Genomic DNA, 26,096 nt, shown 5'->3' on the forward strand with positions numbered 1-26,096 from the left:
GAAAAATAGGAGTGATACAATGTTAGTAACAACAAAAGAAATATTAAAAAAAGCTCAACAAGGAAAGTATGCTGTTCCAGCATTTAATATTCATAATTTAGAGACAATAAGAGTGGTAGTAGAAACTGCAGCAGAAATGAAATCACCAGTAATAGTAGCTGGAACACCAGGAACAATTGAATATGCTGGAGGAGAATATTTAGTAGCAATATTAGAAGCTGCATCTAAAAAACATAATATACCAATAGCATTACATTTAGATCACTTTGAAGATGTAGAAAAAATAAAAAAATATATAGATATAGGATTTACATCTGCAATGATAGATGCATCTAAAAAGTCTTATGAAGATAACGTGAAAACAGTAAAAGAAGTTGTTAATTATGCTCATGAAAGAGGGGTAGTAGTTGAAGCGGAATTAGGGAAATTAGGTGGACAAGAAGATGATTTAATAGTAGATGAAAAAGATGCTATGTATACAAATCCACAACAAGCAAAGGAATTTGTAGATAAAACTGGCATAGATTCATTAGCAGTGGCAATAGGAACGGCTCATGGACTTTATAAAGGTGAACCTAAATTAGATTATGATAGATTAAAAGAGATAAAAAAAGAAGTAGATATACCATTGGTATTACACGGTGCATCAGATGTGCCAGAAGAATCAGTTAAAAAGACAATAGAACTTGGGATATGTAAAGTAAATATAGCAACAGATTTAAAAATACCATTTGCAAATGCGGTAAAAGAATATTTTAAAGAAAATCCAAATGCAAATGATCCAAGAAAGTATATGACTCCAGGAAAGGAAGCAATGAAAGAAATAGTAGTAGCTAAAATAAAAATGTGCGGAAGTGAGAATAAAGCATGATAACTGTATTAAATTTAAATGCATCTGTGGATAAAAGATATGAAATACAGGATATAGAAAAAGGAAAAGTAATGAGGGCTAGATCTGTAGAAAATACTGCAGGTGGTAAAGGGATACATGTAGCTAATGTGGCTACTATTCTTAAAGAAGATGTTTTGGTTACAGGTTTTTTGGGTGGAAAAACTGGAGAATTTATAGAAGATAGACTGAAATACATGAGAATTAAAGGAGAGTTTGTAAAAATAGAAGGAGCTACGCGAGAATGCTTAGCTTTTATAACAGATGATTCACTTCAAACAGAAATACTAGAACCAGGCCCTGAAATAAAACAAGAAGAGTTAAAGGTATTTTTAAAAAAATATGATGAACTTCTTAAAACAAGTAGCATAATTTCTGCTTCAGGAAGTGTACCTAAAAAAATTCCTAAGGATATATATAAGACTCTTATAGAAAAAGCAGAAAAGCAAGGTAAAAAATTTTTACTAGATACAAGTGGAGAACTTTTACTTAATGGAATAGAAGCAAAACCATTTTTTATAAAGCCTAATCAAGATGAGATAGAAATGATAACAGGAAATACAGTATCTAACGAAAAAGATATAATAAAACAAATAAATAGATTAAGAAATATAGGAATAACTTGTGTAGTAGTATCTTTGGGTAAACATGGATCCTTAGTAGGATATGAAGATAAAATGTACAAAGTAACCGTTCCTAATATAAAAGCAGTAAATCCAGTAGGATCAGGAGATTCATTTGTAGGAGGATTTGCTGTGGGTCTTGAAAGAAATTATAAAATACAAGATACAATAGCATTAGCTGCAGCTTGTGGTACCGCTAATGCAATGGAAAAAGAAACTGGCTTTGTTAGAAAAGAAGTAGTAGATAAAATATTAAAACAGGTTAAAATAAAGATGATTTGATATAAAATTTTGTTGTGGTTAATGTTTAATTGTAGGATTAATTTTTGATAAAGGGGATGTGTTATTTTGTATATCTTCTTTATTTTTGTTCAAAATAGGTATAATTAATTGAAAATATATTATTGTACAATTATAATATATTATGATTGGTCATAACAACACTACAATATTTAAGAGCAAAAAAGAAAATATTATAAAGGAGAAGCAATGTGAAACAAATAGACAAGACAAGTAGAATCCCGTTATATTTACAACTTATGGATATATTGATAAGTAAAATTGAGAATTCTATGGAAAGGGGAGATAAATTACTTTCTGAAAGAGAAATCTGCGATAAGTATGATGTTAGCAGATCAACTGTACGACAGGCTATAAGTGAATTGGAGAAAGATGGATATATATATAAAATTCATGGTAAAGGAACTTTTGTATCTGATAAAAAAGTTCATCAAGATTTGATTCAATTCTATAGCTTCACTGATGAAATGAAAAAATTAGGGAAAGCACCTACTTCTAAATTGTTAGAATTTCAAATTATTAAAGCTAATATTACTTTAAGTAATAAAATGAATGTACCAGAAGAAGAATTGGTTTACCAATTCAAAAGACTGAGACTTGCGGATAATATACCTATGATTGTGGAAACCACATATATTCCTTATGACAGATTTAAAGATATAACAAAGGAAAAATTAGAAAATAATCCGTTATATGATATATTAAGAAATGAACATGATTTAAAAATAGATATGGCAGAAGAAATATTTAGGCCTGTTTTAACTAGTAGTGATGAGGCTAAAATTTTGAAAATAGAAAAAGGAAGTCCCAGCTTAAAAATAGCAAGATATACTTATGAAAAAAATAATATAATAGAATATACCGTAAGTATTGCTAGAGGAGATAAATTTAAGTATAGGGTTAAACTTGATAATATAAAATAGTATATAATTGCTATATTATAAACAGCTAAAATATAATTAAAGACTAGAAAATTTTTCTCATCCATTTTGTTTTATATTTAAAAGTTAAAATAATATATATTCAGAAGTATGTTTATAAGGATCTAAAGAATATTATAGTAGAAATAATTATGCAGTTAATTATTAGAAAATTTAATATAGAATAATTGCAACTTAAGAACTATTTATGTTAGTAAGGGATTTTATTTTAGTTATAAGTTTTGTCTTAGAAAAATATTTGATATTTTTCTAATAAGAAGATTGCAAATCTTAATATATATAACATCAAAAGAGTGATAAATAATTATAAAAAAGTACCTATGAATTAAATTTTTAGGTACTTTTTATTATAATTATAATAAAAAAATATAATTAAATTTAAGTATAATGATAAACCCCAAAATATAAGATAGTATAACGTATTCATAAAATTAAAAATCTTGTTAATTAGTATTTAGAATTTAGTGAAATTAGGAAATATTAATGAAATTTTTATTGACATTAGTTTTTTTTCTGTTACAATAGATTAAAAATAGTTAACAAACTTGAACAATAATTAGTAGATAAATATTTAAGTTTATATTTATGGAAATTTAAATGTTATAGTATTTTATTTAAAAGTATTCAATTTACACTAAATAGATTAGTTTTATGTTGGAGGAATATTATGGAATCAATAATTAGAAAAGTTAATGTAGGACAAGTACAATTTAGAAACTTTTATTTTAGCTGGGGCTTTTATTTTAGCGCTAGTACTTTGTCTTACAAAAAAATATTTAAATACTTTTCTAATGAGAAAATTATAAATTTTAAAACCGATAAAATACTTATAGGTTAATACTAAAGTAAATTTTGGTAAGTTAAGAGTCTCATTAAGAGGCTCTTTTTTTTATTTTAAAATTATTAATAAAACAAAGGGAGATGTAGAAAATGGTAGTAGTATTAGAAAACAATTTATTAAAAAGAGAATCAGAAAGTATCAAAAACAAGATAAGTAAATTAGGAAATATAGAGATTAGGGAGGTTCAAGGTGATAATTATACAATATTAGGTCTTATAGGTGATACCAGCAATTTAGATCAAAAAGAAATTAGTTGTATGACTGGGGTAGAAAAGGTTATGCATGTTCAAGAACCTTACAAGAAAGCTAATAGAATTTTTAACCCTAAAGATACTGTAATAGATATAAATGGTAATAAAATAGGTGGAAAGAAATTATCTATTATAGCAGGACCGTGCTCTGTAGAAAATGAAAGTCAAATCGTAGAAATTGCCCAAAGTGTAAAATCAGCAGGAGCATCCTTTTTAAGAGGAGGAGCTTACAAACCAAGAACATCTCCATACAGTTTCCAAGGATTAGAGAGTGAAGGATTAGAACTATTAAAGATTGCAAGAAGACAAACTAACCTGCCTATAGTTACAGAAATTATGTCCCCTAATTTAGTAGAAAAATTTCAAGAAGATGTAGATATAATTCAAGTTGGAGCAAGAAATATGCAAAATTTTGATTTGCTTAAAGAATTAGGTAAGACCAACAAACCAATACTTCTAAAAAGAGGACTAAGTGCCACTATAGAAGAACTTTTAATGTCTGCTGAATACATAATGGCAGGAGGCAATGAGAATGTAATACTTTGTGAAAGAGGAATTCGTACATTTGAAAAATACACTAGAAATACATTAGATTTAAGTGCAATCCCTGCAATAAAGAAATTAAGTCATTTACCTATAATAGTGGATCCAAGTCATGCTGCTGGATTGTGGTGGATGGTAGAACCTTTAACTAAAGCTGCTGTAGCAGTTGGAGCCGATGGTATAATAGTAGAAGTTCATAATGATCCACAAAATGCTAAATGTGATGGAGCACAATCTATAAGACCAAAAAGATTTGAGAAACTAATGAAAGATATAAAAGATATTGCACTTGCAGTTGGGAGAGAAGTATAAAATGGATTTCTCGGATTTTAATGTATCTATTGTGGGTTTAGGGCTTATAGGAGGATCTTTTGCTAAAGCTTTAAAAAAATGTGGTTTTAAAAATTTATGGGCTATAGATATAAATCAAGATAATTTAAAAAAAGCAGAAGAATTAAATATAATAGATAAAGGGTTTACAGAGTCAAGTATTCCTTTAAATAAATCTGACATTACAATAGTATGTTTATATCCTGAATTGGTAATAAATTTTATACAGGATAATATAAAAGAATTCAAGAAAAACTCTATAATAACAGATGTTGCAGGGGTTAAATCTAATATAGTTCATGAGATTCAAAATCTAATTTCTGATGATATAGATTTCATAGGAGGTCATCCAATAGCAGGAAAAGAAAGCAAGGGGTTTGAGATTTCCTCAGAAAAGATATTTGAAAATGCAGACTATATTTTAACCCCTACATCACAAAATAAAACTGAGAATATTAAACTTCTAAAAGAGATTATTAGAGCAATTAAATTTAAGAAAATTATAGAAGTAACTGTGGAAGAACATGATGAAATGATAGCCTATGTAAGCCAATTGCCTCATATAATAGCTACTGTAATTATGAATAACGGCATGGTAGATAAAGAGAATATATGCATAGGGGGAAGTTTTAAAGATATCACAAGAGTTTCCAATGTTAATTCTGATTTATGGGTAGAACTTTTAATTAAAAATAGAAGTAATGTAATAAAACAGATAGAATATCTTAAAAGTCAATTAGGATCTATAGAAGAGTTATTAAAGTTAAAAAAATCTAATGAATTAAAAAGAATATTTGATAAAGGACGAGAGAAAAAAGAGAGGATATGATGTAGGTGAAAAGTTTAAGTATAAACTTGCCTGATACAAGCTATTCTATTTATATTAAAAAAGGTTTATTAGACGAAGTAGGATGTAAAATAAAAAAAATATATACTGGACAAAAGATAGCAATAGTTACAGACGATAATGTATATAAATTATATGGTGATAAAATTAAGAATGTATTAGAAAAAAATAATTTCAATATAAAATTTATTGTCATAGAAAACGGAGAAAAAAGTAAATCAATAAGTGTACTTCAGGATATATATAACGGATTTTTAAATTTTAATCTTACAAGAAGTGATCTAATAATAACTTTTGGAGGTGGAGTTGTAGGTGATATAGGAGGATTTGCTGCAGCTACATTTTTAAGAGGAGTACCATTTATACAAATTCCTACCACATTACTTTCTCAAATTGATAGTAGTATAGGAGGAAAAGTTGCAGTTAATTTAGGAAGAGGGAAAAATTTAATAGGCAACTTTTATCATCCTAAAGTTGTATTTATAGATCCAGAAGTTTTAAAAACATTAGATAAGAGAGTTTTTAATGATGGATTAAGTGAATGTATAAAATATGGCTGTATAAAAGATGAGGGGCTTTTTTCAAAGCTTTTAAATTATGATTCTTACGAAGATCTTTATAAAAATATAGAATATATAATATATAGTTGTTGTAGTATAAAAAAAGAATTTGTGGAACATGATGAAAAAGATACAGGTAAAAGAATGATTCTTAACTTTGGACATACTATAGGACATGCTATAGAACAATATTTTAGCTATGACGTATATACACATGGAGAAGCGGTGGCCATTGGTATGTATATAATAGTAAATAATTCTGAAATCATAGGTGAAACTAAGAAAGGTACAGCAAAAAAAATAAAAGAATTATTAATTAAATATAATTTACCTTGGAATGTGGAAAAAATGGATATGAATGAAATTATAAAAACAATTAATTTAGATAAAAAGATAGATGGAAATAATATAAATTTGATTTTGATTAAAAATATAGGAGAAAGTTTTATAAAGAAAATAAAAAAAGAACAAGCATCAAAATATATAATTGGATGTTAATTTAACTTCTTGTGTTAGTTAATATTTTATATTGAAATTACTCTTTTTAAAGTTAAAGAATATCTAAATACAAAAATATTAATATAGTATTTTCAAGATTAAAGAAATTTAGTTAGCACAATAAGGTAAGTTATAAATAAGATGTGTTATTTAAATATAGATACTTTATTATAAAAGTTAATAATTATAGTTAGTAAAAAATTTTAATATAAAAAATTTATAATTAAAGATGGAAGAAAAGCGGGGAGATTTATGAAAGATTTAAAAATAGAACCAAGCAACTTAAGCGGTAATATAAGCATACCTCCTTCCAAGAGCATGAGTCATAGAGCTATAATTTGTGCTAGTTTAAGTGAAGGAACAACTAAGATAGAAAACATCATTTTTTCAAATGATATAATAGCTACGTGTGATGCTATGACATCATTAGGGACAAATATAGAATGCTTGAAAAATCAAAGTGAAATTTATATACAAGGTAAAGAAAAATTGGAATTGATTAATGATGTAATTGATTGTAATGAATCTGGTTCTACTATAAGATTTTTAATACCTATAGCATTGACTCAAAACAATAAGGTTACTTTTAAGGGAAAAGGAAAATTAGTAGAAAGACCATTGGATGTGTATTATAAAATTTTTGATGAGAAAGATATAGAGTACAAAAATGCAAATAATAAACTTCCATTAGAATTAAAAGGTCCATTAGTATCTGGAACTTATAAATTAAGAGGTGATGTTAGCTCTCAATTTATAAGTGGATTACTATTTGCATTACCACTTTTACATGGAGATTCTAAAATAATAATAACAACTAACCTTGAATCTAAAGGCTATGTAGACTTAACACTTCAGATGCTTAAGAGATTTAATATAGATATAGAAAATAAGAAGTACAAAGAATTTTATATAAAAGGTAATCAAAAATATTCCAGTATGAATTATAATGTTGAAGGTGATTTTTCACAAGCTGCTTTCTTTTTAGTGGCTGGTATATTAGGTGGAAATATAGTATGTTGTAATATAAATATACATTCTGTTCAAGGTGATAAGAAAATATTAAAAATAATAGAAGATATGGGTGCAAATATAAAAGTAGAAAATGATAAAGTTAGAGTTTTAAAATCTTGTACATATGGAATTGATATAGATGTATCACAGTGCCCAGATTTAGTTCCTATACTTTCTGTATTAGCAGCTTTAAGCAAAGGAAAAACTAGAATAATAAATGCTAAAAGATTAAGAATAAAGGAATGTGATAGATTAAGAGCTATGGCTACAGAACTTAAAGTTCTTGGAGCAGAAATTGAAGAATTAGAGGACGGATTAGTTATTACAGGAAAAGACATGTTAAAGGGTGGAATAGTAGATAGTTGGAATGATCATAGAATAGCTATGGCTTTAGCTATAGCTTCAATAAAATGTACAGAGCCTGTTATAATAAAAAATACAGATGCAGTTAATAAATCTTATCCTGATTTTTGGGAAGATTTTAAAATGCTTGGAGGTAAAGTAAATGAGTGGAGTATGGGGAAAAAAAATTAATATATCCATTTTTGGAGAATCCCATGGAGAAGCAATTGGGATAGTAATGGACGGATTGCCTAGTGGATTAAAATTAGATTTAAATTATATAGATTATGAAATGAAAAGAAGGGCTCCAGGTAAGAACTCAATATCTACAGCTAGAAAAGAACAAGATAGGTTTGATATATTAAGTGGGTATTTTGAAGAAAGAACCACAGGAACTCCTTTATGTGCCATTATAAAAAATAGTGATAAAAAATCTAAAGATTACTCAAAGATTAAAGAAGTAATGAGACCAGGACATGCAGATTTTACAGGTAATATTAAATATGAAGGATATAATGATTATAGAGGAGGAGGGCATTTTTCAGGTAGAATAACTGCGCCCCTAGTATTTGCAGGGGCAGTAGCAAAGCAAATATTAGAAAAAAAGGGTGTAGTTATAGGAAGCCACATAAAATCTATTAAATATATACAGGATACTAATTTTAATTTAATTGATATAAAAGAAGAGCAACTTAAAGAACTAAGATTAGAAGAGTTTCCTACAATAGATAAAGATAAAAAGGAAGAGATGAAAGAAATAATTTTACAAGCAAAAGAAAGAGGAGATTCTGTGGGAGGAATAGTAGAGTGTGCTGCTATTAATTTAGATTCCGGATTAGGAAGTCCTTTCTTTGATTCTATAGAAAGTACCCTATCACATTTGTTATTTTCAATTCCAGCAATAAAGGGTGTGGAATTTGGAGCTGGATTTGATATAACTGAAATGCTTGGTTCAGAATCTAATGATGAATTTTATTATGAAGATAATAAGGTAAAGACTTATAGTAATAATAATGGAGGAATATTAGGTGGAATAACTAATGGAATGCCACTTGTTTTTAGATGTGCCATAAAGCCTACCCCATCTATATCGAAGACTCAAAGAACTATAGATATAAATAAAAAGGAAAATGTTATTTTAAATGTTACAGGAAGGCACGATCCTTGTATAGTTCAAAGAGCTGTGCCTGTAATAGAAGCAGTAACAGCTATTGCTCTATTAGATGTTTATTTAAATAAAAATTAAAAGTAGGTGTTCTTTATGAATAAAAATGAATTAAATCAGTTAAGAAATCAAATAGATGAAATAGATGAACAATTAATAAAATTATTTGAAAAAAGAATGAATATTGTGGTGGATGTAGCTAAATATAAAAAAGAAAATAATATGCCTATATTTAATAGTGAAAGAGAAAAGGAAGTATTAAAAAAAAATGTAGATAGATTAAAAAATGAAAATTTTAAATTATATGCTGAAGAATTTTTTAAAGATACAATGTCTATAAGTAGAAAATATCAATCATACAAAATGTTTTGTGAAGATAATAAAAAAGAATCAAAAGAAAATTTATGTATGAGTAAAAATCACGAATTAATATTTAATGAAAATAATAAGATAGGATTTCAGGGTTTAAGGGGATCTTTTAGTGAACAGGCTTTGTTTGATTATTTTGGAGAAAATATAAATACAATTAACTTTGAAACCTTTGAAGATGTATTTATAAATTTAAAGAATAAAGTTGTAGATTATGCAATACTCCCTTTAGAAAATTCTTCTACTGGAGCTATAGTGGATGTATATGATTTGTTAAGAAAATATGAATTTTATATCATAGGAGAAAAATGTATAAAAGTAGAACACAATATTGTGGGAATAAAGGGGTCAAAATTAGAAAGTATAAAAGAAATATATTCTCATCCTCAAGCTTTTCAACAAAGTAGTAATTTTTTAAATAAATATTATAACAGAGCAAAATTAATACCATATTATAATACTGCCATAAGTGCAGAATTTATAAAAAATGAAGATGATATAAGTAAAGCTGCCATATCTAGCAAAAGAGCTTCACAAATATATGGATTAGAAATATTAAAAGAAAATATAAATAATAATAATAATAATAATACTAGATTTATTATAATAGGAAGAGAATTAATTGATACTCCAAATAACAATAAAATAAGTGTAGCCTTTTCTTTAGAGCATAAGGCAGGAACATTATATAACGTGCTAAGATATTTTTCAGATAACGATCTTAATATGTTAAAAATAGAATCTAGACCAACAGGAAATAAAAATTGGACTTATTTATTTTATATAGATTTTGAAGGAAATAATAAAAGTGGAAAAGTTAATAATGCATTAAATTTGATAAAAGAAAACAGTGAATGTTTTAAAATCATGGGATCTTATATTAAAGATCAATCTTATGAATAAAAATTTGGAGGAATAAATTTGTATATATACGGATTACTAGGAGAAAAACTTGGACATAGTTTATCACCGCAAATACATAAATTAATATTTGAAAAATTGGGTGTTAATGGTGTCTATAATTTGTTTGAAGTAAATAAAAAAAATCTTAAAGATGCAGTATGTGGAATTAAGGCATTAAACATGAAAGGCATAAATGTTACTATACCATATAAGATTGAAACTATGAAGTATATAGATGAAATTTCTAAGGAAGCAAGTAAAATAGGAGCTATAAATACTATAGCTATAACAAATAATGAACTAATAGGATATAATACTGATTATTATGGATTTGGAATGATGCTAGAAAAATTTAATGTGGACATAAAAAATAAATCTATAGTAGTTTTAGGTAGTGGAGGAGCTTCTAAAGCTGTAGTTCAATATTTAAAAGATAATGATTGTAGCAAAATCATAATTGCAAGTAGGAATATGAATGAAGCTAAATGTAAGTTTAAGGATTGTGATATAATTTCTTATAAACAATTAAATAATATATGCAACTCTGAAATTATAATAAATTGTACACCCATAGGAATGTATCCTAATACAAATAAATCTACAGTTGAAGAAGATATATTAAATAAATTTAAAGTAAGCATAGATCTAATATACAATCCTTTAGAAACATTGTTTTTAAAAAAATCTAAATCTGTAGGGAATATCTGTATTAACGGATTATATATGTTAGTTGGTCAAGCAATAAAGTCAGAAGAATTGTGGAATAATATTAAAATTGATAAAAAAGTAATAGATGAAATTTATAGTGAATTAATAAAAATAATATAATAGATGAAATATTTAATTAGATTAGGTGATTTTAATGAAAAAAAATATAGTATTGATAGGAATGCCAGGTTGTGGTAAGACTACCATAGGAAAAATTATAGCTAAAGAAACTGGGTTAAAGTTTTATGATGTAGATGAATATATAGAAATAACTACAAATGAATCCATTCTTAGTTTGTTTAAAAAAGGAGAAGAATATTTTAGAAATATAGAAACTGAAGCAGTAAAACAAATATCTAAAAAAGAGAATATAATTATTTCTACTGGTGGAGGAGTAATAAAAAGAGAAGAAAATATAAGATATTTAAAAGAGAATGGGAAAATATTTTTTATAGATAGGCCTCTAAATAATATATTAAAGGATATAGATATTGAAGCTAGGCCTTTATTAAAAGATCAGAAAGCTAATTTAATTAAATTATATAATGAGAGATATAAACTTTATAAAAAATATAGCCATTTTACAGTTACTAATGAAGAAAAATTGAGTTTAGTAGTGGATGCTATTATGTCAAATTTATAAAGTGTACAAGTGAAAGTCCTTATTATCTTTATGGAGGTGCTTTAGATGAAAATTTTATTAATCAATGGTCCTAATTTAAATATGTTAGGCATAAGAGAAAAGAACATCTATGGAACTATGACCTATGATGAAATGTGTTCTTATCTTAACAAAAAAGCCAGTGAATTAGAAATAGATTTAAATATTGTTCAAAGTAATATAGAAGGTGAAATAGTTACATATATACAATCTGCCTATGAAAAATATGATGGAATAATAATAAACCCAGCAGCGTATACCCATTATAGTATAGCTATATATGATGCTTTAAAAGCTGTAAATATGAAAGCTATAGAAGTTCATCTTAGTAATATACATAAAAGAGAAGAGTATAGAAAAAAATCAGTAACAGCGGAGGCCTGTATAGGCCAGATATGCGGATTTGGTCCATTTGGATATGTTATGGCTATGAACGCAATAAAAGAATTATAAACTTATAGAATTAACATTTACATTATAATATATATCTATTTCTTAACCATAATAAATAGATTATTGGTATTATTAATAACATCTATATTTGAAGTGTATATTAAAGTTTGTATGAAGATATAAATTTTAGGCTGCACTCTAAATAGGTGTTTTTTATTTTTTATAGAAATTATTTAAAAACAAAATACAGTATATTTATATAACATAATGTGTAGGTAAAATTATGAATTTGTAAACTAAAAAATTTCTCAAGAATATATTAAAAGTAAAAGCAATATTATATTAAAAGAAAAAATATATAAGAGGAGAGTGTTTTAGTGAACAAGTTAAAGAATAAAAAAGCTATTGTTTTAATTGCAATTATAATTGCACTAGTAATAAGTTTGGGCTTGTATAGATACAATAGAGTCCAAGCGTATAATAGAGTTATAGCTACAGCTAATAATTATATGGAGAAAGGAGAATATGATAGGGCTATAGAAGGATTTAAAGAATCCTTAAATTATAAAAAAGACAAAGAAATAGATAAAAAAATAAAAGTAGCACGGGAACTTAAAAATAGTAGAAATGTATATGATGAGGCCATAAAATTATTAGAAAATAAAAAATATGAAGAAGCCTTGGATAAGTTAACTTCTATAGATGAAGATAAGGAAAAAGTATATGTTTTAGCAAAAGATAAGATAGATGAATGTATAAATGAACTAATAAACTTAGCTAATGAAGACTTTAAAAAAGAAAATTATGAACAGGCTAATAAATATTTAAATATAGCTTTAAAATATGATAAAGAGAATAAAAAAGCAATAAATATAAGAAACGATATAAAAAATAAAATAGAAGAAAAGAAGCATAATGAAGAAATAGACAGAAAACAACAACAAATAAATAATTTAAAAGAGAATAAAAAAGCTAATAAATATGAAAAGTATAGCAAATCTAATAAAGAAAAAAACAATAATAAAGAAAAAAACAATAATAAAGAAAATATAAATTCTAAGAATAATTATATCAGTGAAAATAAAGCTAGAGATCTTGTGGAATCTATAAAACCTTCTGATGTTACTTTAAATTATTTAGGAATTGATACAGTACCGTATTCTCACACAACTACCCCTTATAAGGCATTCCCACAAGAACTTAAAAATAAAAAAGTTTACGTATTTGAAGGTATATATGGTAAAGGTGATGCCAGTTATGCAATAAGTCAATATTATGTTGATTTTAGTGGCAGAGTTTATAAAGATACCTATCCAAGTAATCTTAAATGTATAAGAGTTAAATAAAATTAAAAAACCATTAATATTTAAAGGCCATGAATTTTGATATTATATTTTAAAATTCATGACCTTTATTTTTAAGAAAATTTGTTAAGTGTAATTTTTTATTTCTATTAATATAGCAATTACACCATAATAAAAAATATATAAAAAAGAAATAAAAATGAACAAGAAATAATTGACAAATATGTGTTTGAAGTGGTAGGATAACATTAAAGAACAAAACAAAACATAAAAAAACAAAACATAAAAAAACAGAACAATACAAATAAAATATAAAAATTTATTTATATTTTATAAAGCACAAATATTTAAGGTTATTTATATATTTGGAGGTGGGATTAATGAAAGTAGCAATATGTAGTGATAAACACTCTGAAAATTTAAAAAATGTATTAGTTACTTATGTTAAAGAACTTGGACATAGTGTGGAAGTTATTCAACAAGGTGATGATCTAAAAAATTATCTTAATAATATTATTAAAGTATCAAAAAAAGCAGTAAAAGGTGATATAGATAGAGTAATATATTTAGATGAAGTTGGAGCTAGATCTTTTATGATATCTTCAAAGATAAAAGGTATGATAACAGCATGTATTAGTGATGAACATTCAGCAAAAATGACAAGAGAACATAATTCTTCTTTAGGATTAGCTTTAGGATCAGATCTTGTTGGAGAAACTTTGGCTAAGAATATAGTAAAAACTTTTATAGAAAAAAACTTTTCAGCAGGGAGGCATATGGTAAGGATAGATATGTTAAATAAAATGGCATAGAAAGGGTGAATAAAATGAAAAGAATAGCAATAGGATGCGATCATATAGTAACAGATATAAAAAATGAAGTTAGAGATTGGCTCATTTGTAAAAGCTATGATGTTGTTGATTTTGGAACTTATGATAAAGAACGAACCCACTTCCCTATATTTGGGAAACGAGTGGGGGAAGCTGTAGCTAATGGAGAATTTGACTTTGGAGTAATTATGTGCGGTACAGGTGTTGGTATAACAAACTCTGCCAATAAAGTTAAAGGTGCTAGATGTATTTTGGCAAGAGATATTCATACAGCTAAAATTGCAAGAGAAAAATATGATGCTAATATAATAGGGGTAGGTGGAAGAATAACAGGTATAGGATTAATGGAAAATATAATAGAAGATTTTTTAAATACAAAATTTAATGATAGTGAAGAGAATAAAATAACTCGTGACTTTATAAATGGATTAATAAGTAAAGATGCTAATAAAGGTGAAATATTTGAAGATGAAAGGAAAAAATGGAAAGAGGGATATTACCATGATTAATGAAATTTCTAATTTGTTTAGAGAAGATTTAGTCTTTATAGAAGAAGCTGAAAGTAGTGAAGATATACTTTCTAAAGTGGGTAAAAAGCTAATAAAAAGAGGATTAGTTAGAAATAATTTTGTTGAAGAAATAATAAAAAGAGAAGAAGAGTATCCAACGGGAATAGATTTAAATGTAGTTTATAGTAATCATAATATTCCTAATGTAGCAATACCTCATACAGAAACAGAGTATTGCAACACTAAAAATGTGATAGTAGTAAAATCAAAAAATAATATAAAATTTAAAAATATGATTTCTCCAGAAAAGGAGCTAAATGTTAGATTTTTATTTATGATATTAAATAATGCAAAAGATTCTCAAACAAATATTTTAGCTAACATCATGGGCTTTATTACACAAATTAAAAATATTGAAAAACTTTGCAATGCAGCTGATGAAAAAGAAATTTATAATGTAATATCTGGATAAACATTGAAAAGCTTAACATATAAATATTTATCTATAAAATGATTTTAATAAATAAAAATTTTATTAAGTTGGGGGTAGAATATTATGATAAAGATATTAGCAGCTTGTGGAGCGGGAATAAATTCAAGTCATCAAATAAAAACAGCCATAGAAGAAGAAATGGAAAATAGAGGTTATGAGGTGATAGCAGATACAGTAGTTATAAAAGATATAACGGAGGATATGTTAAATCAATATGATATTTTCACACCAATTTCAAAACCGGATTTTGGATTCCAAATAAAAATACCTGTAGTAGAAGCTGGTCCAATATTATACAGAATACCAGCCATGTCACAACCAGTATTTGATCAATTAGAAGAAATAATAAAAAGTTATAAATAATAAATTAAAGATAGAATGATAATAGGGGGATAAAAAATATGTCAGGTATAATTGATTTTGCCAATAGCATATTTCAACCTATAATAAACCTAGGGGCTCCACCAATGATGCTTATTGTTTTAACTATACTAGCAATGTGTATGAAAGTTAAGTTTACAAAGGCATTGGAAGGTGGTATAAAATTAGCTATAGCATTAACAGCAATGGGGGCTATTATAGGTATATTAACTGGAGCTTTTGCACCAGCACTACAAGGGTTTGTTAAATCAACAGGAATTCAATTGTCAGTAACAGATGTTGGATGGGCTCCACTTGCAACAATTACATGGGGGTCAATGTATACGTTGTATTTCTTACTGATATTAATAATAATAAATATAATAATGCTAGTGTTAAATAAAACGGATACTTTAGATGTGGATATATTTAATGTATGGCATTTAGCAATTATAGGATTAATAGTAATGTATTATTCAAATAACAATTTAGTATTAGCTACAGTATTAATTGTATTAATAGGTGTACTAAAATTCATAAATGCAGATTTAATGAAACCAACATTTAATGATTTATTAAATATGCCCAATACCAATCCAACAACAACAACGCATTTAAATTTTATGTTAAATCCAGTAATAATGTTATTTGATAAAATATTTGATAAGATTTTCCCTTTCATAGATAAATATGATTTTGATGCAGCTACATTAAATAAGAAAATAGGATTTTGGGGGAGTAAATTTGCTATAGGATTGTACTTGGGAATATTTGTTGGATTACTAGGGAAACAGCCCATAAAGGATATATTTAATTTAGCTTTTATAGGTGGAATGTGCTTAGAACTGTTTTCAAAAGTAGGAAGCTGGTTTATAGCAGCTGTTGAACCATTATCTCAAGGAATAACAAATTTTATGAGTAAGAAATTACAAGGAAGAACATTTAATATTGGTATAGATTGGCCATTTTTAGCTGCAAGAGCTGAAATGTGGGCAGCGGCTAATGTATTGGCACCAATAATGTTATTAATGGCTTTAATATTGCCAGGAAATAAAATACTTCCATTAGGTGGTATTATAGCTATAGGATTAACTCCAGCTTTATTAGTAGTTACTCGTGGTAAAATATTAAGAATGATTATAATAGGAACATTAATGTTACCAGTATTTTTATGGTCAGGCACAGCAATATCCAATTTTGTTACTACTACAGCTAAGGCAGTGGGGGCATTCCCATCAGGTTTATCAAGTGCAGCTGCTATAACCCATTCAACTCTTGAAGGTCCTATAGAAAAGTTTATAGCTATAGCAGTGGGGAGAGCTGGTATAGGAAGAATACAAGATATATTGATAGCATTAGGTTCATTAGCTGTATATATAGTATTATTTATATGGTATACAAAACAAATGAGAAAACGTAATGAAGAATACTTGAAGAATAATTAAAATTTAATTATATTTTTTATAAAGAGGATATAACCATTAAATGGATATATCCTTGTTTAACAAAATTATATAATAAAAATATAAATGTTCATTGATTACATTCAATAACGATGATAAAATAAAAACAAAACAAAACAAAAACGAACATTTCTTTTTAAATGAATTTGGAGGTATTATTTAGTGCTTAAAGAAGAAAGATTTCAAAAAATATTAGAATTAATACAGAGAGAAAACATTATAAAGATATCAGATGTCACGAAACTATTAGATGTTACAGAAATGACTGTTAGAAGAGACCTGAAATATTTAGAAGGAAAGGGGCTTTTGATTAGAATACATGGAGGAGCTAAAAAGAAAACAGAAACACTTTTTAAAGAACTATCACATAATGAAAAAAGAAAAATACATGTGGAAGAAAAAAAATATATAGCAAAGTTAGCAGCAGATTTAATACATGAAAATGATATTGTATATGTAGGACCAGGAACTACTAATGAATATATATATGATTATATTAATGTATCATATGCAAAAATAATAACAAATTCCATGTCAATATTTTCAAAATTTAGAGATGATAAAAGATTTGAACTTATATTAGTAGGGGGAAGATTTCGTTCAAGAACTGATGTATTTGTAGGCAATTTTACAAATGAAATACTTCACAAGATAAGAGTAAAGACAGCTTTTGTAGGAACAAATGGAATATATGAAAATAATATAACAACATCTAATGAAGAAGAAGGAGTTTGTCAAGGAATAATATTAAATAATTCATCAGAACGATATATCCTTTGTGATAGTAGTAAGATAAATAAAGAAGATTTCTATAGTTTTTATGATTTAAATGAAGTTACAGCTATTATTACAGATAATAAAATAAATGAAGCACTAAGAAATGAGTATGAAGATATAGTTAGGATAATAAATAAATAATTTTTAGTTTAAATATGCATAAGGGATGTGGATAAATGGTTAATCTAGTAACAACTAAAAAAATGTTATTAAAGGCACAAGAAGCCCATTACGCAGTACCAGCATTTAATATTCATAATTTAGAAACTATAAGAGTTGTTGTAGAAACAGCATCAGAAATGAGATCACCAGTTATAATAGCTGGTACTCCAGGTACAATAAAGTATGCAGGTCCAGAATATTTAGTGAATATTTTGGAAACAGCAGCTAAAATAAATAATATTCCAATAGCTTTACATTTAGATCATTTTGAGGATGTAGAAAAAATTAAAAGATATATAGATATAGGGTTTACTTCTGCAATGATAGATGCATCTAAAAAGTCTTATGAAGATAATATAAAAACAGTAAAAGAAGTTGTTAGTTATGCCAATGAAAGAGGGGCAGTAGTTGAAGCAGAACTTGGTAAGCTAGATGGACAAGAAGATGATCTAATAGTAGATAAAAAAGATGCAATGTATACAAATCCACAGCAGGCAAAAGAATTTATAGAAAAAACGAGAATAGATTCCTTATCAGTAGCAATAGGAACAGCCCATGGTGTTTATAAAGGTAATCCCAAATTAGATTATGATAGATTAAGAGACATAAGAAAAGAAGTGGAAGTTCCATTAGTATTACATGGAGCATCAGATGTTCCAGAGATGTCAGTTAAGAACACAATAGAACTTGGAATATGTAAAGTAAATATAGCAACAGATTTAAAAATACCATTTGCAAATGCAGTAAAAGAGTATTTTAAAGAAAATCCAAATGCAAATGATCCAAGAAAATATATGACACCAGGGAAAGAAGCAATGAAAAGAATAGTAGAAGAAAAAATAAGAATGTGTGGAAGTGAGAATAAGGCATAATCACTGTAGTAGATCTAAAAATTAATATTAAAAAATCATAATTAAGTATATGAATCTGAACTACATTAATAGAAGGTATCTTAAAATTAAATCTATTTTAAGGTACTTTTTTAGTGTGCTCAGCATGTGTACAACTTGAAGATAAAAGTACGCTGAGGTTGACCATGGGTACCACTAACTGACAGCAAGAGTATACACAGTCAAATATGAAAATATGACAATATGAAAAGGGAATAATAAAATAATTATTTTTCTACTACTTGATTTATTTTCTTAATTTTAAAAGAATGAAAATTTTTATATAGAAGTTTTATTAAGTTATAAATATAAATTATATAAATGAATTTATTAGATTAGGAGAAATAAATATGGAAAAGACTAAAATTTTATCTCATAGAGGGGCTAGTGCTTATGCTCCAGAAAATACTATAGTAGCTTTTAAAAAAGCTATAGAAATGAATACTGATGGAATAGAATTGGATGTTCATTTGTCTAAAGATGGACATATTATAGTAATGCATGATGAAAGAGTAGATAGAACTACAAATGGCAAAGGCGAAATAAAAGATCTTTTATTTCATGAATTAAAGGAACTAGATGCAGGTTCTTGGTTTAGTGAAAAATATAAAGATGAAAAGATACCTACTTTAGAATAAGTTTTAAAGTTAATAATACATATAAATATTTATTTAAATATAGAAATAAAAGCAGGATATAGATATTACTCTAATATAGAGAAAAAAGTTATAGATATGATAGAAAAATATAAAATTATAGATAGAGTTATCATATCTTCTTTCCATCATTATTCTTTAGTAAAAGTTAAAGAAATAAATCCCAATATAAAAACAGGAATGCTTTATGAAGCAGCCTTATATGAACCTTGGGAATATGCAAGGTATATAAAAGTAGATGCAATTCATCCTAATTATATTACGCTTACAAAGGAATTTATAGATAAAGCTCATATCAATAGCTTGGAAATAAATCCGTATACAATAAATGATGAGATAACTATGGAAAGATTAATAAAGAGTAAAATAACTAGTATTATAACTAATTATCCAGATAAAGCTTATAATATTATTTCAAAACTTAAATTATAGAATATAAAAAGTTATATTTACATAAATATTTAAATAATTAATATATTCATATATGTTCATTTGCAATAGAAAAGGATGCATTAGCTACAAGAAAAATATTTAATAGATTTAGGCTTAAAGTTTTAGTAGTGCTAATAACACTATAAAATTTTAAGTCTTATTGGTTTGTATAAAAATATTAAATTTATATTAATATGCATATTAGAATAAAATATATTTTTAAATCAGGTATTTAAAGTCATTAATATAGAAATACTAAAGTTTATAGGAAAGTTACAGAAATCTATATTTTAATAAATCCCTTTATAAAAAAGAAAGGAGGTATTTCATGAGAGGAAGTCTTAAAATTTATAAAAGAGATCTGCAGAATATAACAACAAATTGGGTAGCTATAGTTGTAATGCTAGGTCTTATGATATTACCTTCTTTATACGCTTGGTTTAATATAAAGTCTTCTTGGGATCCCTATTCTAATACAAAACTAATATCGGTGGCTGTAGTAAACAAAGATAAATCCGCTTCTTTTAATGGGGTTACTATTAATGTAGGAGAAGAACTTATAAATAAATTAAAAGCAAATGACAAAATAGGATGGAAATTTGTTGATGAAAAGGAAGCTGAGAAGGGGATAAAGTATGGAAAATATTATGCTAGCGTAGTTATACCTGAAGATTTTTCATATAAAATATTATCTATAACTAGAGACAAACAAGAAAAACCTACTCTGATTTATTCTGTAAATGAAAAAAGCAATGCAGTAGCTCCTAAAATAACAAGCAAAGGTGTTACAACAGTACAAAATGAAGTTACAAAAACCTTTGTAAAAACAGTGAATGGTATTATATTTGATATATTTAATAATGTAGGTATAGAACTTGAAAAGGGAAAGCCAAAACTAAAAGATCTAATGAATATGATTTTTTATGTTAATGATAAAATACCTGAAATAAATGCTTCTATAGACAAATTAGAAAAAGGTGCTATAACATTAGAACAGTTTATAGAAAAAATAAATAAAGATATTCCATTAATAAAAAATACTATAGATAAAGCTCTAAATGCAGGAGATAAAACAAAATCATTTTTAACAAAGTCCAAAGAAGGAATAAATAATGTGGCTCCTTATATAAAAGAAGATTTGATTATAGCAAAAAAAATAAATAGTACGGCAGAAGTTTTAATGGAAGAAGGTATAATATTATCAGAAAAAAATTCTGCAGAAGCTAAAGAGAATCTATTAACTTCAAAAGATAAATTAAATAATGTAAAGGAAATTTTTAATAATATATTAGAATTATTAGATACTATAAATAAAGATAAAAAAAATAATATAATAAATGATTTTCAAAATGATATTTTAAATTCTAAGGAAAGATTGGATGAAAAAATAGAAATTATAGATAATATACTTTCGTCTATAGATAGAGGGGAAAAAATATCTAGGGATGTTATAAATATATTAAAGAGTAAACATAATAAGATAAATTCAGTGCTAGAAAATATTATAAAAGATTTTAATCCTAAAATAGTACCAGCTATAAATAATGTTCTTAATGATTTGATAGTTGTGGCAGATAATACTATACAGTTATTAAAAAATGCTAATTCAAACTTGCCAGAAGCTACAGATTTATTAGATAAAGGGTATGTTGGTGCAGAAAATGGAATAAAAGGTATAAAAGTTCTAAAATCTAATTTACCATCTATAGAAAAATCAATAGGCGAAGTTGCAAATAAGCTGAAAACTTTAGATGATGATAAAAGATTAAATGAAATAATAAAATTACTGAAAAATGATGCAAAAACAGAAAGTGAATTTATATCAAATCCTATACAAATAAAAGAAAATAGAATATATCCTATTCCAAACTACGGATCAGCAATGGCTCCTTTTTTTACTACATTATCACTCTGGGTTGGCGCCTTGATATTAGTTTCTATACTTTCAGTAGAGGTAAAAGATATAAAAGAAGTAAAAAAATTAGAAGTCTATGAAAAATACTTTGGAAGATATCTTACATTTGCCACTATAGCTATATTTCAAGCTATAATAGTGAGTTTAGGAGACATATTTTTATTAAAAGTATATGTATCGGATAAACCAAAATTTATTTTATTTTCAATATTTATAAGCATAGTATTTTCTATGATAATATACACTCTAGTATCTGTTTTTGGTAATATAGGTAAGGCTTTAGGAGTAATATTATTAGTTCTTCAAATATCTTCTTCAGGAGGAACTTTTCCTATAGAAGTGACTCCTAGATTTTTTCAAATTATAAATCCAATGTTACCTTTCACATATGCTATATCAGGTATGAGAGAGACTGTAGGAGGGGTGATAGAAAGTATATTTGTAAGGGATATAGTAATCCTAATAATTTATTTTACAATATCTATACTTATAGCTTTGTTGTTAAAGAAGAAACTGGAAAGGATAAATAAAAGTTTCATAAAAAAGTTTAAAAAAAGTGGATTAGTAGAATAGTAATTAGAGTATGTGATTTAAGTCACAGAATTATTGATGAAAAGACATTATTATATAAATATATACAACAAAATTTTGTTAAATTTTATTCTATAATTAAAATTAAAAGGAGAAACTTTTATCATGAAAAAACAATTAATAAAAAACATAGATTTTGCAACACCAATAGAAATGGAATCTTTAGTAAATTATGAAGAGGGTACAGTTGTAAGTAGAACTTTAGCACAAGGAAAACCATTAAGTGTAACTTTATTTGCATTTGATAAAGGGGAAGAAATAAGTTCACATTCAGCTTCAGGAGATGCTATGGTTTATATACTAGATGGTGAAGCAGAAATAACTATAGGAGAAGAAAAATTTAATGTAAAAAAGGGAGAGACTATAGTAATGCCAGGTAATGTACCTCATGCATTATTGGCTACACAAAGATTTAAAATGCTGTTAACAGTAATATTTAGTTTACAATAAACATCATTTAAAAAGTTATTTTCAAGATGGTATATTATAAATATATAAAATTATAAGTTTTATTTTAAATTAAAAGCTATGAAATATAAGGATGATACCCTAACTTCATAGCTTTATGCATTTATAGCAGTTAGTTAAGGTTTAATTTAATAAATGGATTAGTTTAGTAATGCTTTTTATTTAGAAAATAAATTTATTAATTAACTATATAAAATGCTAATTAATCAAATATTGTTACAAATTTTATAGAGTACATATCAGCCATAACTAAATGATTAGTATCCACTTCATTTATTAAAATATAACTTATTCCAACTCCTACTAATGTACCTTCTCTATCTATTAGCAAATTTGTGCCTATTAAAAATTCTACTTTTACTCTTTTACCTATTTGAGTTTTTAGAAAGCCTTGGTTATATAATATATCATCTTGTACAGAAGGTACAAATTGTGTACCATTAGGAGTAGGTGCAGGAGTAGTAGGTAGATTTTGAGATTGATTAGTGTTCATAGGTGATCCACTCTCAGTATATATAGAATCTTCATTAGCTATGTTATCGTTACATCTATTCATCTCATTGTAATTTATGTTATCTGTAGAAGAAGTCATGTATGGGTTATACATTGGAGAATTACCACAAGCCATATAAGGCATAGGTCTCATATTTTGGCCATAACTATTATTTTCTAAATAAGGACAATCATCAATAAACATAAAATTCCTCCTAATTTATTTATTAAGTTTGTGCATATAACTCAGTTGGATTATAAAAACAATGTTGAACAACTCTTACTTGAAAAGAGCCTACACCATTCGATGGAAAAATATTAGGACAAACGGGTCTAAAAGGATTAAAATACCAAAGTGAATATCCTATATTATATAATCTATTACCAGATAATGCCCAATCAGCAATATCATAGTGAATTTGTTCTGGTGGGCTGGCCCAAATAGTTTGAGGGTTTGCAACCCCTCTTAGCACATCTCTTACACAATCAAATTGACCGGGTTGATATATAATGTTTCTTATATCTCCTTGACCAATCCTATGATATTCACCATATGGTACTCTAACTCTATTCATAACTACGGTAGCCACAGCCCGCATTCCATTGTCCCCTTCTCCACCGGCCTCACATTTTATAATTCTAGCTAATAATTCCCTATCGGAATATGCCATATAAAATACACCTCATAAAAAGTCATTACAATATTAATTTATTCATAGTATAAGAAAAAGTACTAACTATTTTAAATTTTTATTTTAAATTTATATAGTTAAGCTATGTTTAATTACAGAAAAAAATTAGTTAAAAGGAATATTCCATATGTACATATTATTAAATTGTTTTTTAATAGTGTAATAATATATTACATAAAATTAATACAAAATTTCTTCTAAAGCTGGTAAGTTTTTTATTGTTATTATGTTTCGTTGAAAATCTATTAAATCATCATTTTTCATATTAACAAGTTCTCTTGATAAAGAAGGTCTTGGGATACCAAATATTTCAGCCAAAGTCTGTCTAGATATAGTTAACTTTAAATTTAAGCTATTTTGTTTCTTATATTGCTCTATTAAAAAACTAGAAATTTTTTGGCGAATAGTTTCATAAGATAAATTTTTAACTTTTTTATTTAACATTAATATTTTATTAGATAAAAGCCCCATTAAATTATTTAAAATTACAGAATCTAAACTACAAAGTTTAATAATATCTTCTTTAAGTATAAACATAACCTTACTTTTAGAAGAGGATACTATAGTAGAAGGATATTTATTCATAGAAGAGAATACAATAACTTCACCAAAAATATCTCCAGTGATTAATGGTGTAATAGTAACGTTTTTCCCAGAAGAAAATAGTTTTTGTATTTCTATATTTCCATCTAATATAATACCTATACTAGAACAAGCATCACCTTCTATAGCGATTATTTCATTTTTTTCATAATCTTTTACTTTATAATTTATATTCTCAAGAATTTTTTCTATGAATTTTTCCTGAAAATTTTTAAATAATATACATTTGCTCAAAATTGAAAAAATGTTATTCATAATAAATAAACCTCCATAAATTTTATAATGGTAACATTAGTTACAGAATTATTTACATAATAATACTATAATAAATATAGAAAATCAATTAGGGGGTAATATAAAAATGATTAGAAAGATAGTTAATATAGATAAAGAAAAATGTAATGGTTGTGGATTATGTGTAACAGCTTGTCATGAAGGAGCTATGGAGTTAATTGATGGTAAAGCAGTTTTGATTAGTGATGAATATTGTGACGGTTTAGGAGATTGTCTTCCAGAATGTCCTACAGGAGCCATAAAAATAGTAGAAAGAGAAGCTGTAGAATATAATGAAGAATTAGTAGAAAAGAGAATGGCTATAAAAAAATCTTTAGAGGAAAAAGAAGAGAAAATGCCATGTGGATGTCCTGGAACTATGGCTAAAGCTATTAAAAGACCAATTAAAAAGTCAAACTTAAAGATAGAACAAAAAGATTATAAAAATAATGAAAGAGCAAATATGGATTCAGAACTACAACAATGGCCTATTCAAATAAAATTAGTTAATACAAAAGCTCCATATTTACAAAATGCAGATCTATTAATAGCAGGGGACTGTACTGCTTATGCTTATGGGGATTTCCATAAACAATTTATAAAAGATAGTATAACATTAATAGGATGTCCAAAATTAGATGATAATGAATACTACAAGGAAAAAATAGCAGAAATATTAGAAAACAATAACATAAAAAGTATAACTGTAGTGAGAATGGAAGTACCTTGCTGTGGTGGGATAGTAAATGCAGTTAAGAAAGCTATGTTAAAATCAGAAACTATAGTACCATTTAATGAAGTAATAATAAGCACAGATGGAAGAATAAAATAAGAAAATTATAACTTTATTTAATATGGACATATAGGGATTACTAGGATTTAAAGATACAGGTTATTTATTATAGTAAATATAGATAAAAATTAAATCTAAAAAAGATGATCACTGTTAAATACAGAAATCATCTTTTTTAGATTTTATAATATAAGTATAATTGTTTTAACGTTTAAAAT

At 26.2% G+C, this 26,096-nt stretch carries 27 protein-coding genes and 1 pseudogene; 25 read left to right on the forward strand and 3 right to left on the reverse strand.

Annotated features, from left to right (window positions below; genetic code table 11):
- Positions 1-19 precede the first annotated feature (19 nt).
- The 24 genes and pseudogenes from NGI68_RS12980 to NGI68_RS13095 all read left to right on the forward strand — a co-directional run bounded on the left by NGI68_RS12980 (position 20) and on the right by NGI68_RS13095 (position 23,007).
- Positions 20-871 (forward strand): tagatose bisphosphate family class II aldolase, encoded by an 852-nt coding sequence (locus NGI68_RS12980; protein ID WP_251861892.1) that lies wholly within the window; start codon positions 20-22, stop codon positions 869-871.
- Entirely contained in the window at positions 868-1,794 is a 927-nt protein-coding gene (locus NGI68_RS12985; protein WP_251861893.1) for a 1-phosphofructokinase family hexose kinase, read from the forward strand. The genes NGI68_RS12980 and NGI68_RS12985 overlap by 4 nt, the downstream gene beginning before the upstream one ends.
- Positions 1,795-2,003: 209 nt before the next feature.
- Positions 2,004-2,735, forward strand: coding sequence for a GntR family transcriptional regulator (locus NGI68_RS12990; protein WP_251861894.1), 732 nt, complete (start codon positions 2,004-2,006; stop codon positions 2,733-2,735).
- Positions 2,736-3,420: 685 nt separating this feature from the next.
- Entirely contained in the window at positions 3,421-3,591 is a 171-nt protein-coding gene (locus NGI68_RS12995) for a hypothetical protein (protein ID WP_251861895.1), read from the forward strand.
- Positions 3,592-3,683: 92 nt separating this feature from the next.
- On the forward strand, positions 3,684-4,700 hold the full coding sequence (gene aroF / locus NGI68_RS13000) for a 3-deoxy-7-phosphoheptulonate synthase (RefSeq protein ID WP_251861896.1): 1,017 nt from the start codon (positions 3,684-3,686) through the stop codon (positions 4,698-4,700).
- Between the two features lies 1 nt (position 4,701).
- Positions 4,702-5,547 (forward strand): prephenate dehydrogenase, encoded by an 846-nt coding sequence (locus NGI68_RS13005; RefSeq protein ID WP_251861897.1) that lies wholly within the window; start codon positions 4,702-4,704, stop codon positions 5,545-5,547.
- A gap of 5 nt (positions 5,548-5,552) precedes the next feature.
- The gene (gene aroB / locus NGI68_RS13010; RefSeq protein WP_251861898.1) at positions 5,553-6,623 is read left to right on the forward strand and encodes a 3-dehydroquinate synthase; all 1,071 of its coding nucleotides are present in this window, start codon (positions 5,553-5,555) and stop codon (positions 6,621-6,623) included.
- Positions 6,624-6,875: 252 nt separating this feature from the next.
- The gene (aroA, locus tag NGI68_RS13015) at positions 6,876-8,168 is read left to right on the forward strand and encodes a 3-phosphoshikimate 1-carboxyvinyltransferase (RefSeq protein ID WP_251861899.1); all 1,293 of its coding nucleotides are present in this window, start codon (positions 6,876-6,878) and stop codon (positions 8,166-8,168) included.
- A complete protein-coding gene (aroC, locus tag NGI68_RS13020; protein ID WP_251861900.1) occupies positions 8,140-9,222 on the forward strand; it encodes a chorismate synthase in 1,083 nt (360 codons plus the stop codon). The genes aroA and aroC overlap by 29 nt, the downstream gene beginning before the upstream one ends.
- Positions 9,223-9,237: 15 nt before the next feature.
- A complete protein-coding gene (pheA, locus tag NGI68_RS13025) occupies positions 9,238-10,413 on the forward strand; it encodes a prephenate dehydratase (RefSeq protein WP_251861901.1) in 1,176 nt (391 codons plus the stop codon).
- Between the two features lie 18 nt (positions 10,414-10,431).
- Complete coding sequence (gene aroE / locus NGI68_RS13030) at positions 10,432-11,241, forward strand: shikimate dehydrogenase (protein WP_251861902.1); 810 nt, start codon at positions 10,432-10,434, stop codon at positions 11,239-11,241.
- A 34-nt stretch (positions 11,242-11,275) separates the two neighbouring features.
- A complete protein-coding gene (locus NGI68_RS13035; protein ID WP_251861903.1) occupies positions 11,276-11,764 on the forward strand; it encodes a shikimate kinase in 489 nt (162 codons plus the stop codon).
- Between the two features lie 45 nt (positions 11,765-11,809).
- On the forward strand, positions 11,810-12,235 hold the full coding sequence (aroQ, locus tag NGI68_RS13040; protein WP_251861904.1) for a type II 3-dehydroquinate dehydratase: 426 nt from the start codon (positions 11,810-11,812) through the stop codon (positions 12,233-12,235).
- A 317-nt stretch (positions 12,236-12,552) separates the two neighbouring features.
- Entirely contained in the window at positions 12,553-13,521 is a 969-nt protein-coding gene (locus tag NGI68_RS13045; protein ID WP_251861905.1) for a tetratricopeptide repeat protein, read from the forward strand.
- Between the two features lie 338 nt (positions 13,522-13,859).
- Positions 13,860-14,291 carry an RpiB/LacA/LacB family sugar-phosphate isomerase gene (locus NGI68_RS13050; RefSeq protein WP_251861906.1) on the forward strand — a complete coding sequence of 144 codons (432 nt, stop codon included), beginning with the start codon at positions 13,860-13,862 and terminating at the stop codon, positions 14,289-14,291.
- Between the two features lie 14 nt (positions 14,292-14,305).
- Positions 14,306-14,818 carry an RpiB/LacA/LacB family sugar-phosphate isomerase gene (locus tag NGI68_RS13055; RefSeq protein WP_353505401.1) on the forward strand — a complete coding sequence of 171 codons (513 nt, stop codon included), beginning with the start codon at positions 14,306-14,308 and terminating at the stop codon, positions 14,816-14,818.
- Positions 14,811-15,290: a PTS sugar transporter subunit IIA gene (locus NGI68_RS13060; RefSeq protein ID WP_251861907.1), complete on the forward strand. Its 480-nt coding sequence runs from the start codon at positions 14,811-14,813 to the stop codon at positions 15,288-15,290. Before NGI68_RS13055 ends, NGI68_RS13060 begins: the two co-directional genes overlap by 8 nt.
- A gap of 84 nt (positions 15,291-15,374) precedes the next feature.
- Positions 15,375-15,674, forward strand: coding sequence for a PTS sugar transporter subunit IIB (locus NGI68_RS13065; protein ID WP_251861908.1), 300 nt, complete (start codon positions 15,375-15,377; stop codon positions 15,672-15,674).
- Between the two features lie 38 nt (positions 15,675-15,712).
- Positions 15,713-17,116: a PTS transporter subunit IIC gene (locus NGI68_RS13070; RefSeq protein WP_251861909.1), complete on the forward strand. Its 1,404-nt coding sequence runs from the start codon at positions 15,713-15,715 to the stop codon at positions 17,114-17,116.
- A 180-nt stretch (positions 17,117-17,296) separates the two neighbouring features.
- Positions 17,297-18,052: a DeoR/GlpR family DNA-binding transcription regulator gene (locus NGI68_RS13075; protein ID WP_251861910.1), complete on the forward strand. Its 756-nt coding sequence runs from the start codon at positions 17,297-17,299 to the stop codon at positions 18,050-18,052.
- 35 nt (positions 18,053-18,087) lie between these two features.
- Positions 18,088-18,945 carry a tagatose bisphosphate family class II aldolase gene (locus NGI68_RS13080; protein WP_251861911.1) on the forward strand — a complete coding sequence of 286 codons (858 nt, stop codon included), beginning with the start codon at positions 18,088-18,090 and terminating at the stop codon, positions 18,943-18,945.
- A 368-nt stretch (positions 18,946-19,313) separates the two neighbouring features.
- Positions 19,314-20,051 (forward strand): annotated as a pseudogene (locus NGI68_RS13085) (glycerophosphodiester phosphodiesterase).
- A 328-nt stretch (positions 20,052-20,379) separates the two neighbouring features.
- Positions 20,380-22,539 (forward strand): YhgE/Pip domain-containing protein, encoded by a 2,160-nt coding sequence (locus tag NGI68_RS13090; protein WP_251861912.1) that lies wholly within the window; start codon positions 20,380-20,382, stop codon positions 22,537-22,539.
- 120 nt (positions 22,540-22,659) lie between these two features.
- On the forward strand, positions 22,660-23,007 hold the full coding sequence (locus tag NGI68_RS13095; protein ID WP_251861933.1) for a cupin domain-containing protein: 348 nt from the start codon (positions 22,660-22,662) through the stop codon (positions 23,005-23,007).
- A 220-nt stretch (positions 23,008-23,227) separates the two neighbouring features.
- On the opposite strand, the gene NGI68_RS13100 is transcribed toward NGI68_RS13095, so the two are convergent.
- The 3 genes from NGI68_RS13100 to NGI68_RS13110 form a co-directional block, all read right to left on the reverse strand.
- On the reverse strand, positions 23,228-23,722 hold the full coding sequence (locus NGI68_RS13100) for an alginate lyase (protein ID WP_251861913.1): 495 nt from the start codon (positions 23,720-23,722) through the stop codon (positions 23,228-23,230).
- Between the two features lie 22 nt (positions 23,723-23,744).
- Positions 23,745-24,188, reverse strand: coding sequence for a cell wall hydrolase (locus NGI68_RS13105; protein WP_251861914.1), 444 nt, complete (start codon positions 24,186-24,188; stop codon positions 23,745-23,747).
- Positions 24,189-24,389: 201 nt separating this feature from the next.
- The gene (locus tag NGI68_RS13110; protein ID WP_251861915.1) at positions 24,390-25,067 is read right to left on the reverse strand and encodes a Crp/Fnr family transcriptional regulator; all 678 of its coding nucleotides are present in this window, start codon (positions 25,065-25,067) and stop codon (positions 24,390-24,392) included.
- A gap of 106 nt (positions 25,068-25,173) precedes the next feature.
- Between NGI68_RS13110 and NGI68_RS13115 the strand changes: the two genes are divergently transcribed.
- Entirely contained in the window at positions 25,174-25,917 is a 744-nt protein-coding gene (locus NGI68_RS13115) for an ATP-binding protein (protein ID WP_251861916.1), read from the forward strand.
- Positions 25,918-26,096: the final 179 nt, after the last annotated feature.

It is taken from the genome of Clostridium sp. Marseille-Q2269 (assembly GCF_943736985.1).
Classification (GTDB): domain Bacteria; phylum Bacillota; class Clostridia; order Clostridiales; family Clostridiaceae; genus Clostridium_F.

Excerpts from the sequence above, each read along its gene's own strand:
- NGI68_RS12980 (WP_251861892.1), top strand. The coding sequence starts at position 20 with ATGTTAGTAACAACAAAAGAAATATTAAAAAAAGCTCAACAAGGAAAG.
- NGI68_RS12985 (WP_251861893.1), top strand. The coding sequence starts at position 868 with ATGATAACTGTATTAAATTTAAATGCATCTGTGGATAAAAGATATGAA.
- NGI68_RS12995 (WP_251861895.1), top strand. The coding sequence starts at position 3,421 with ATGGAATCAATAATTAGAAAAGTTAATGTAGGACAAGTACAATTTAGA.
- aroF (WP_251861896.1), top strand. The coding sequence starts at position 3,684 with ATGGTAGTAGTATTAGAAAACAATTTATTAAAAAGAGAATCAGAAAGT.
- NGI68_RS13005 (WP_251861897.1), top strand. The coding sequence starts at position 4,702 with ATGGATTTCTCGGATTTTAATGTATCTATTGTGGGTTTAGGGCTTATA.
- aroA (WP_251861899.1), top strand. The coding sequence starts at position 6,876 with ATGAAAGATTTAAAAATAGAACCAAGCAACTTAAGCGGTAATATAAGC.
- aroC (WP_251861900.1), top strand. The coding sequence starts at position 8,140 with ATGAGTGGAGTATGGGGAAAAAAAATTAATATATCCATTTTTGGAGAA.
- pheA (WP_251861901.1), top strand. The coding sequence starts at position 9,238 with ATGAATAAAAATGAATTAAATCAGTTAAGAAATCAAATAGATGAAATA.
- NGI68_RS13035 (WP_251861903.1), top strand. The coding sequence starts at position 11,276 with ATGAAAAAAAATATAGTATTGATAGGAATGCCAGGTTGTGGTAAGACT.
- aroQ (WP_251861904.1), top strand. The coding sequence starts at position 11,810 with ATGAAAATTTTATTAATCAATGGTCCTAATTTAAATATGTTAGGCATA.
- NGI68_RS13050 (WP_251861906.1), top strand. The coding sequence starts at position 13,860 with ATGAAAGTAGCAATATGTAGTGATAAACACTCTGAAAATTTAAAAAAT.
- NGI68_RS13055 (WP_353505401.1), top strand. The coding sequence starts at position 14,306 with ATGAAAAGAATAGCAATAGGATGCGATCATATAGTAACAGATATAAAA.
- NGI68_RS13060 (WP_251861907.1), top strand. The coding sequence starts at position 14,811 with ATGATTAATGAAATTTCTAATTTGTTTAGAGAAGATTTAGTCTTTATA.
- NGI68_RS13065 (WP_251861908.1), top strand. The coding sequence starts at position 15,375 with ATGATAAAGATATTAGCAGCTTGTGGAGCGGGAATAAATTCAAGTCAT.
- NGI68_RS13070 (WP_251861909.1), top strand. The coding sequence starts at position 15,713 with ATGTCAGGTATAATTGATTTTGCCAATAGCATATTTCAACCTATAATA.
- NGI68_RS13080 (WP_251861911.1), top strand. The coding sequence starts at position 18,088 with ATGGTTAATCTAGTAACAACTAAAAAAATGTTATTAAAGGCACAAGAA.
- NGI68_RS13090 (WP_251861912.1), top strand. The coding sequence starts at position 20,380 with ATGAGAGGAAGTCTTAAAATTTATAAAAGAGATCTGCAGAATATAACA.
- NGI68_RS13100 (WP_251861913.1), bottom strand. The coding sequence starts at position 23,722 with ATGTTTATTGATGATTGTCCTTATTTAGAAAATAATAGTTATGGCCAA.
- NGI68_RS13105 (WP_251861914.1), bottom strand. The coding sequence starts at position 24,188 with ATGGCATATTCCGATAGGGAATTATTAGCTAGAATTATAAAATGTGAG.
- NGI68_RS13110 (WP_251861915.1), bottom strand. The coding sequence starts at position 25,067 with ATGAATAACATTTTTTCAATTTTGAGCAAATGTATATTATTTAAAAAT.
- NGI68_RS13115 (WP_251861916.1), top strand. The coding sequence starts at position 25,174 with ATGATTAGAAAGATAGTTAATATAGATAAAGAAAAATGTAATGGTTGT.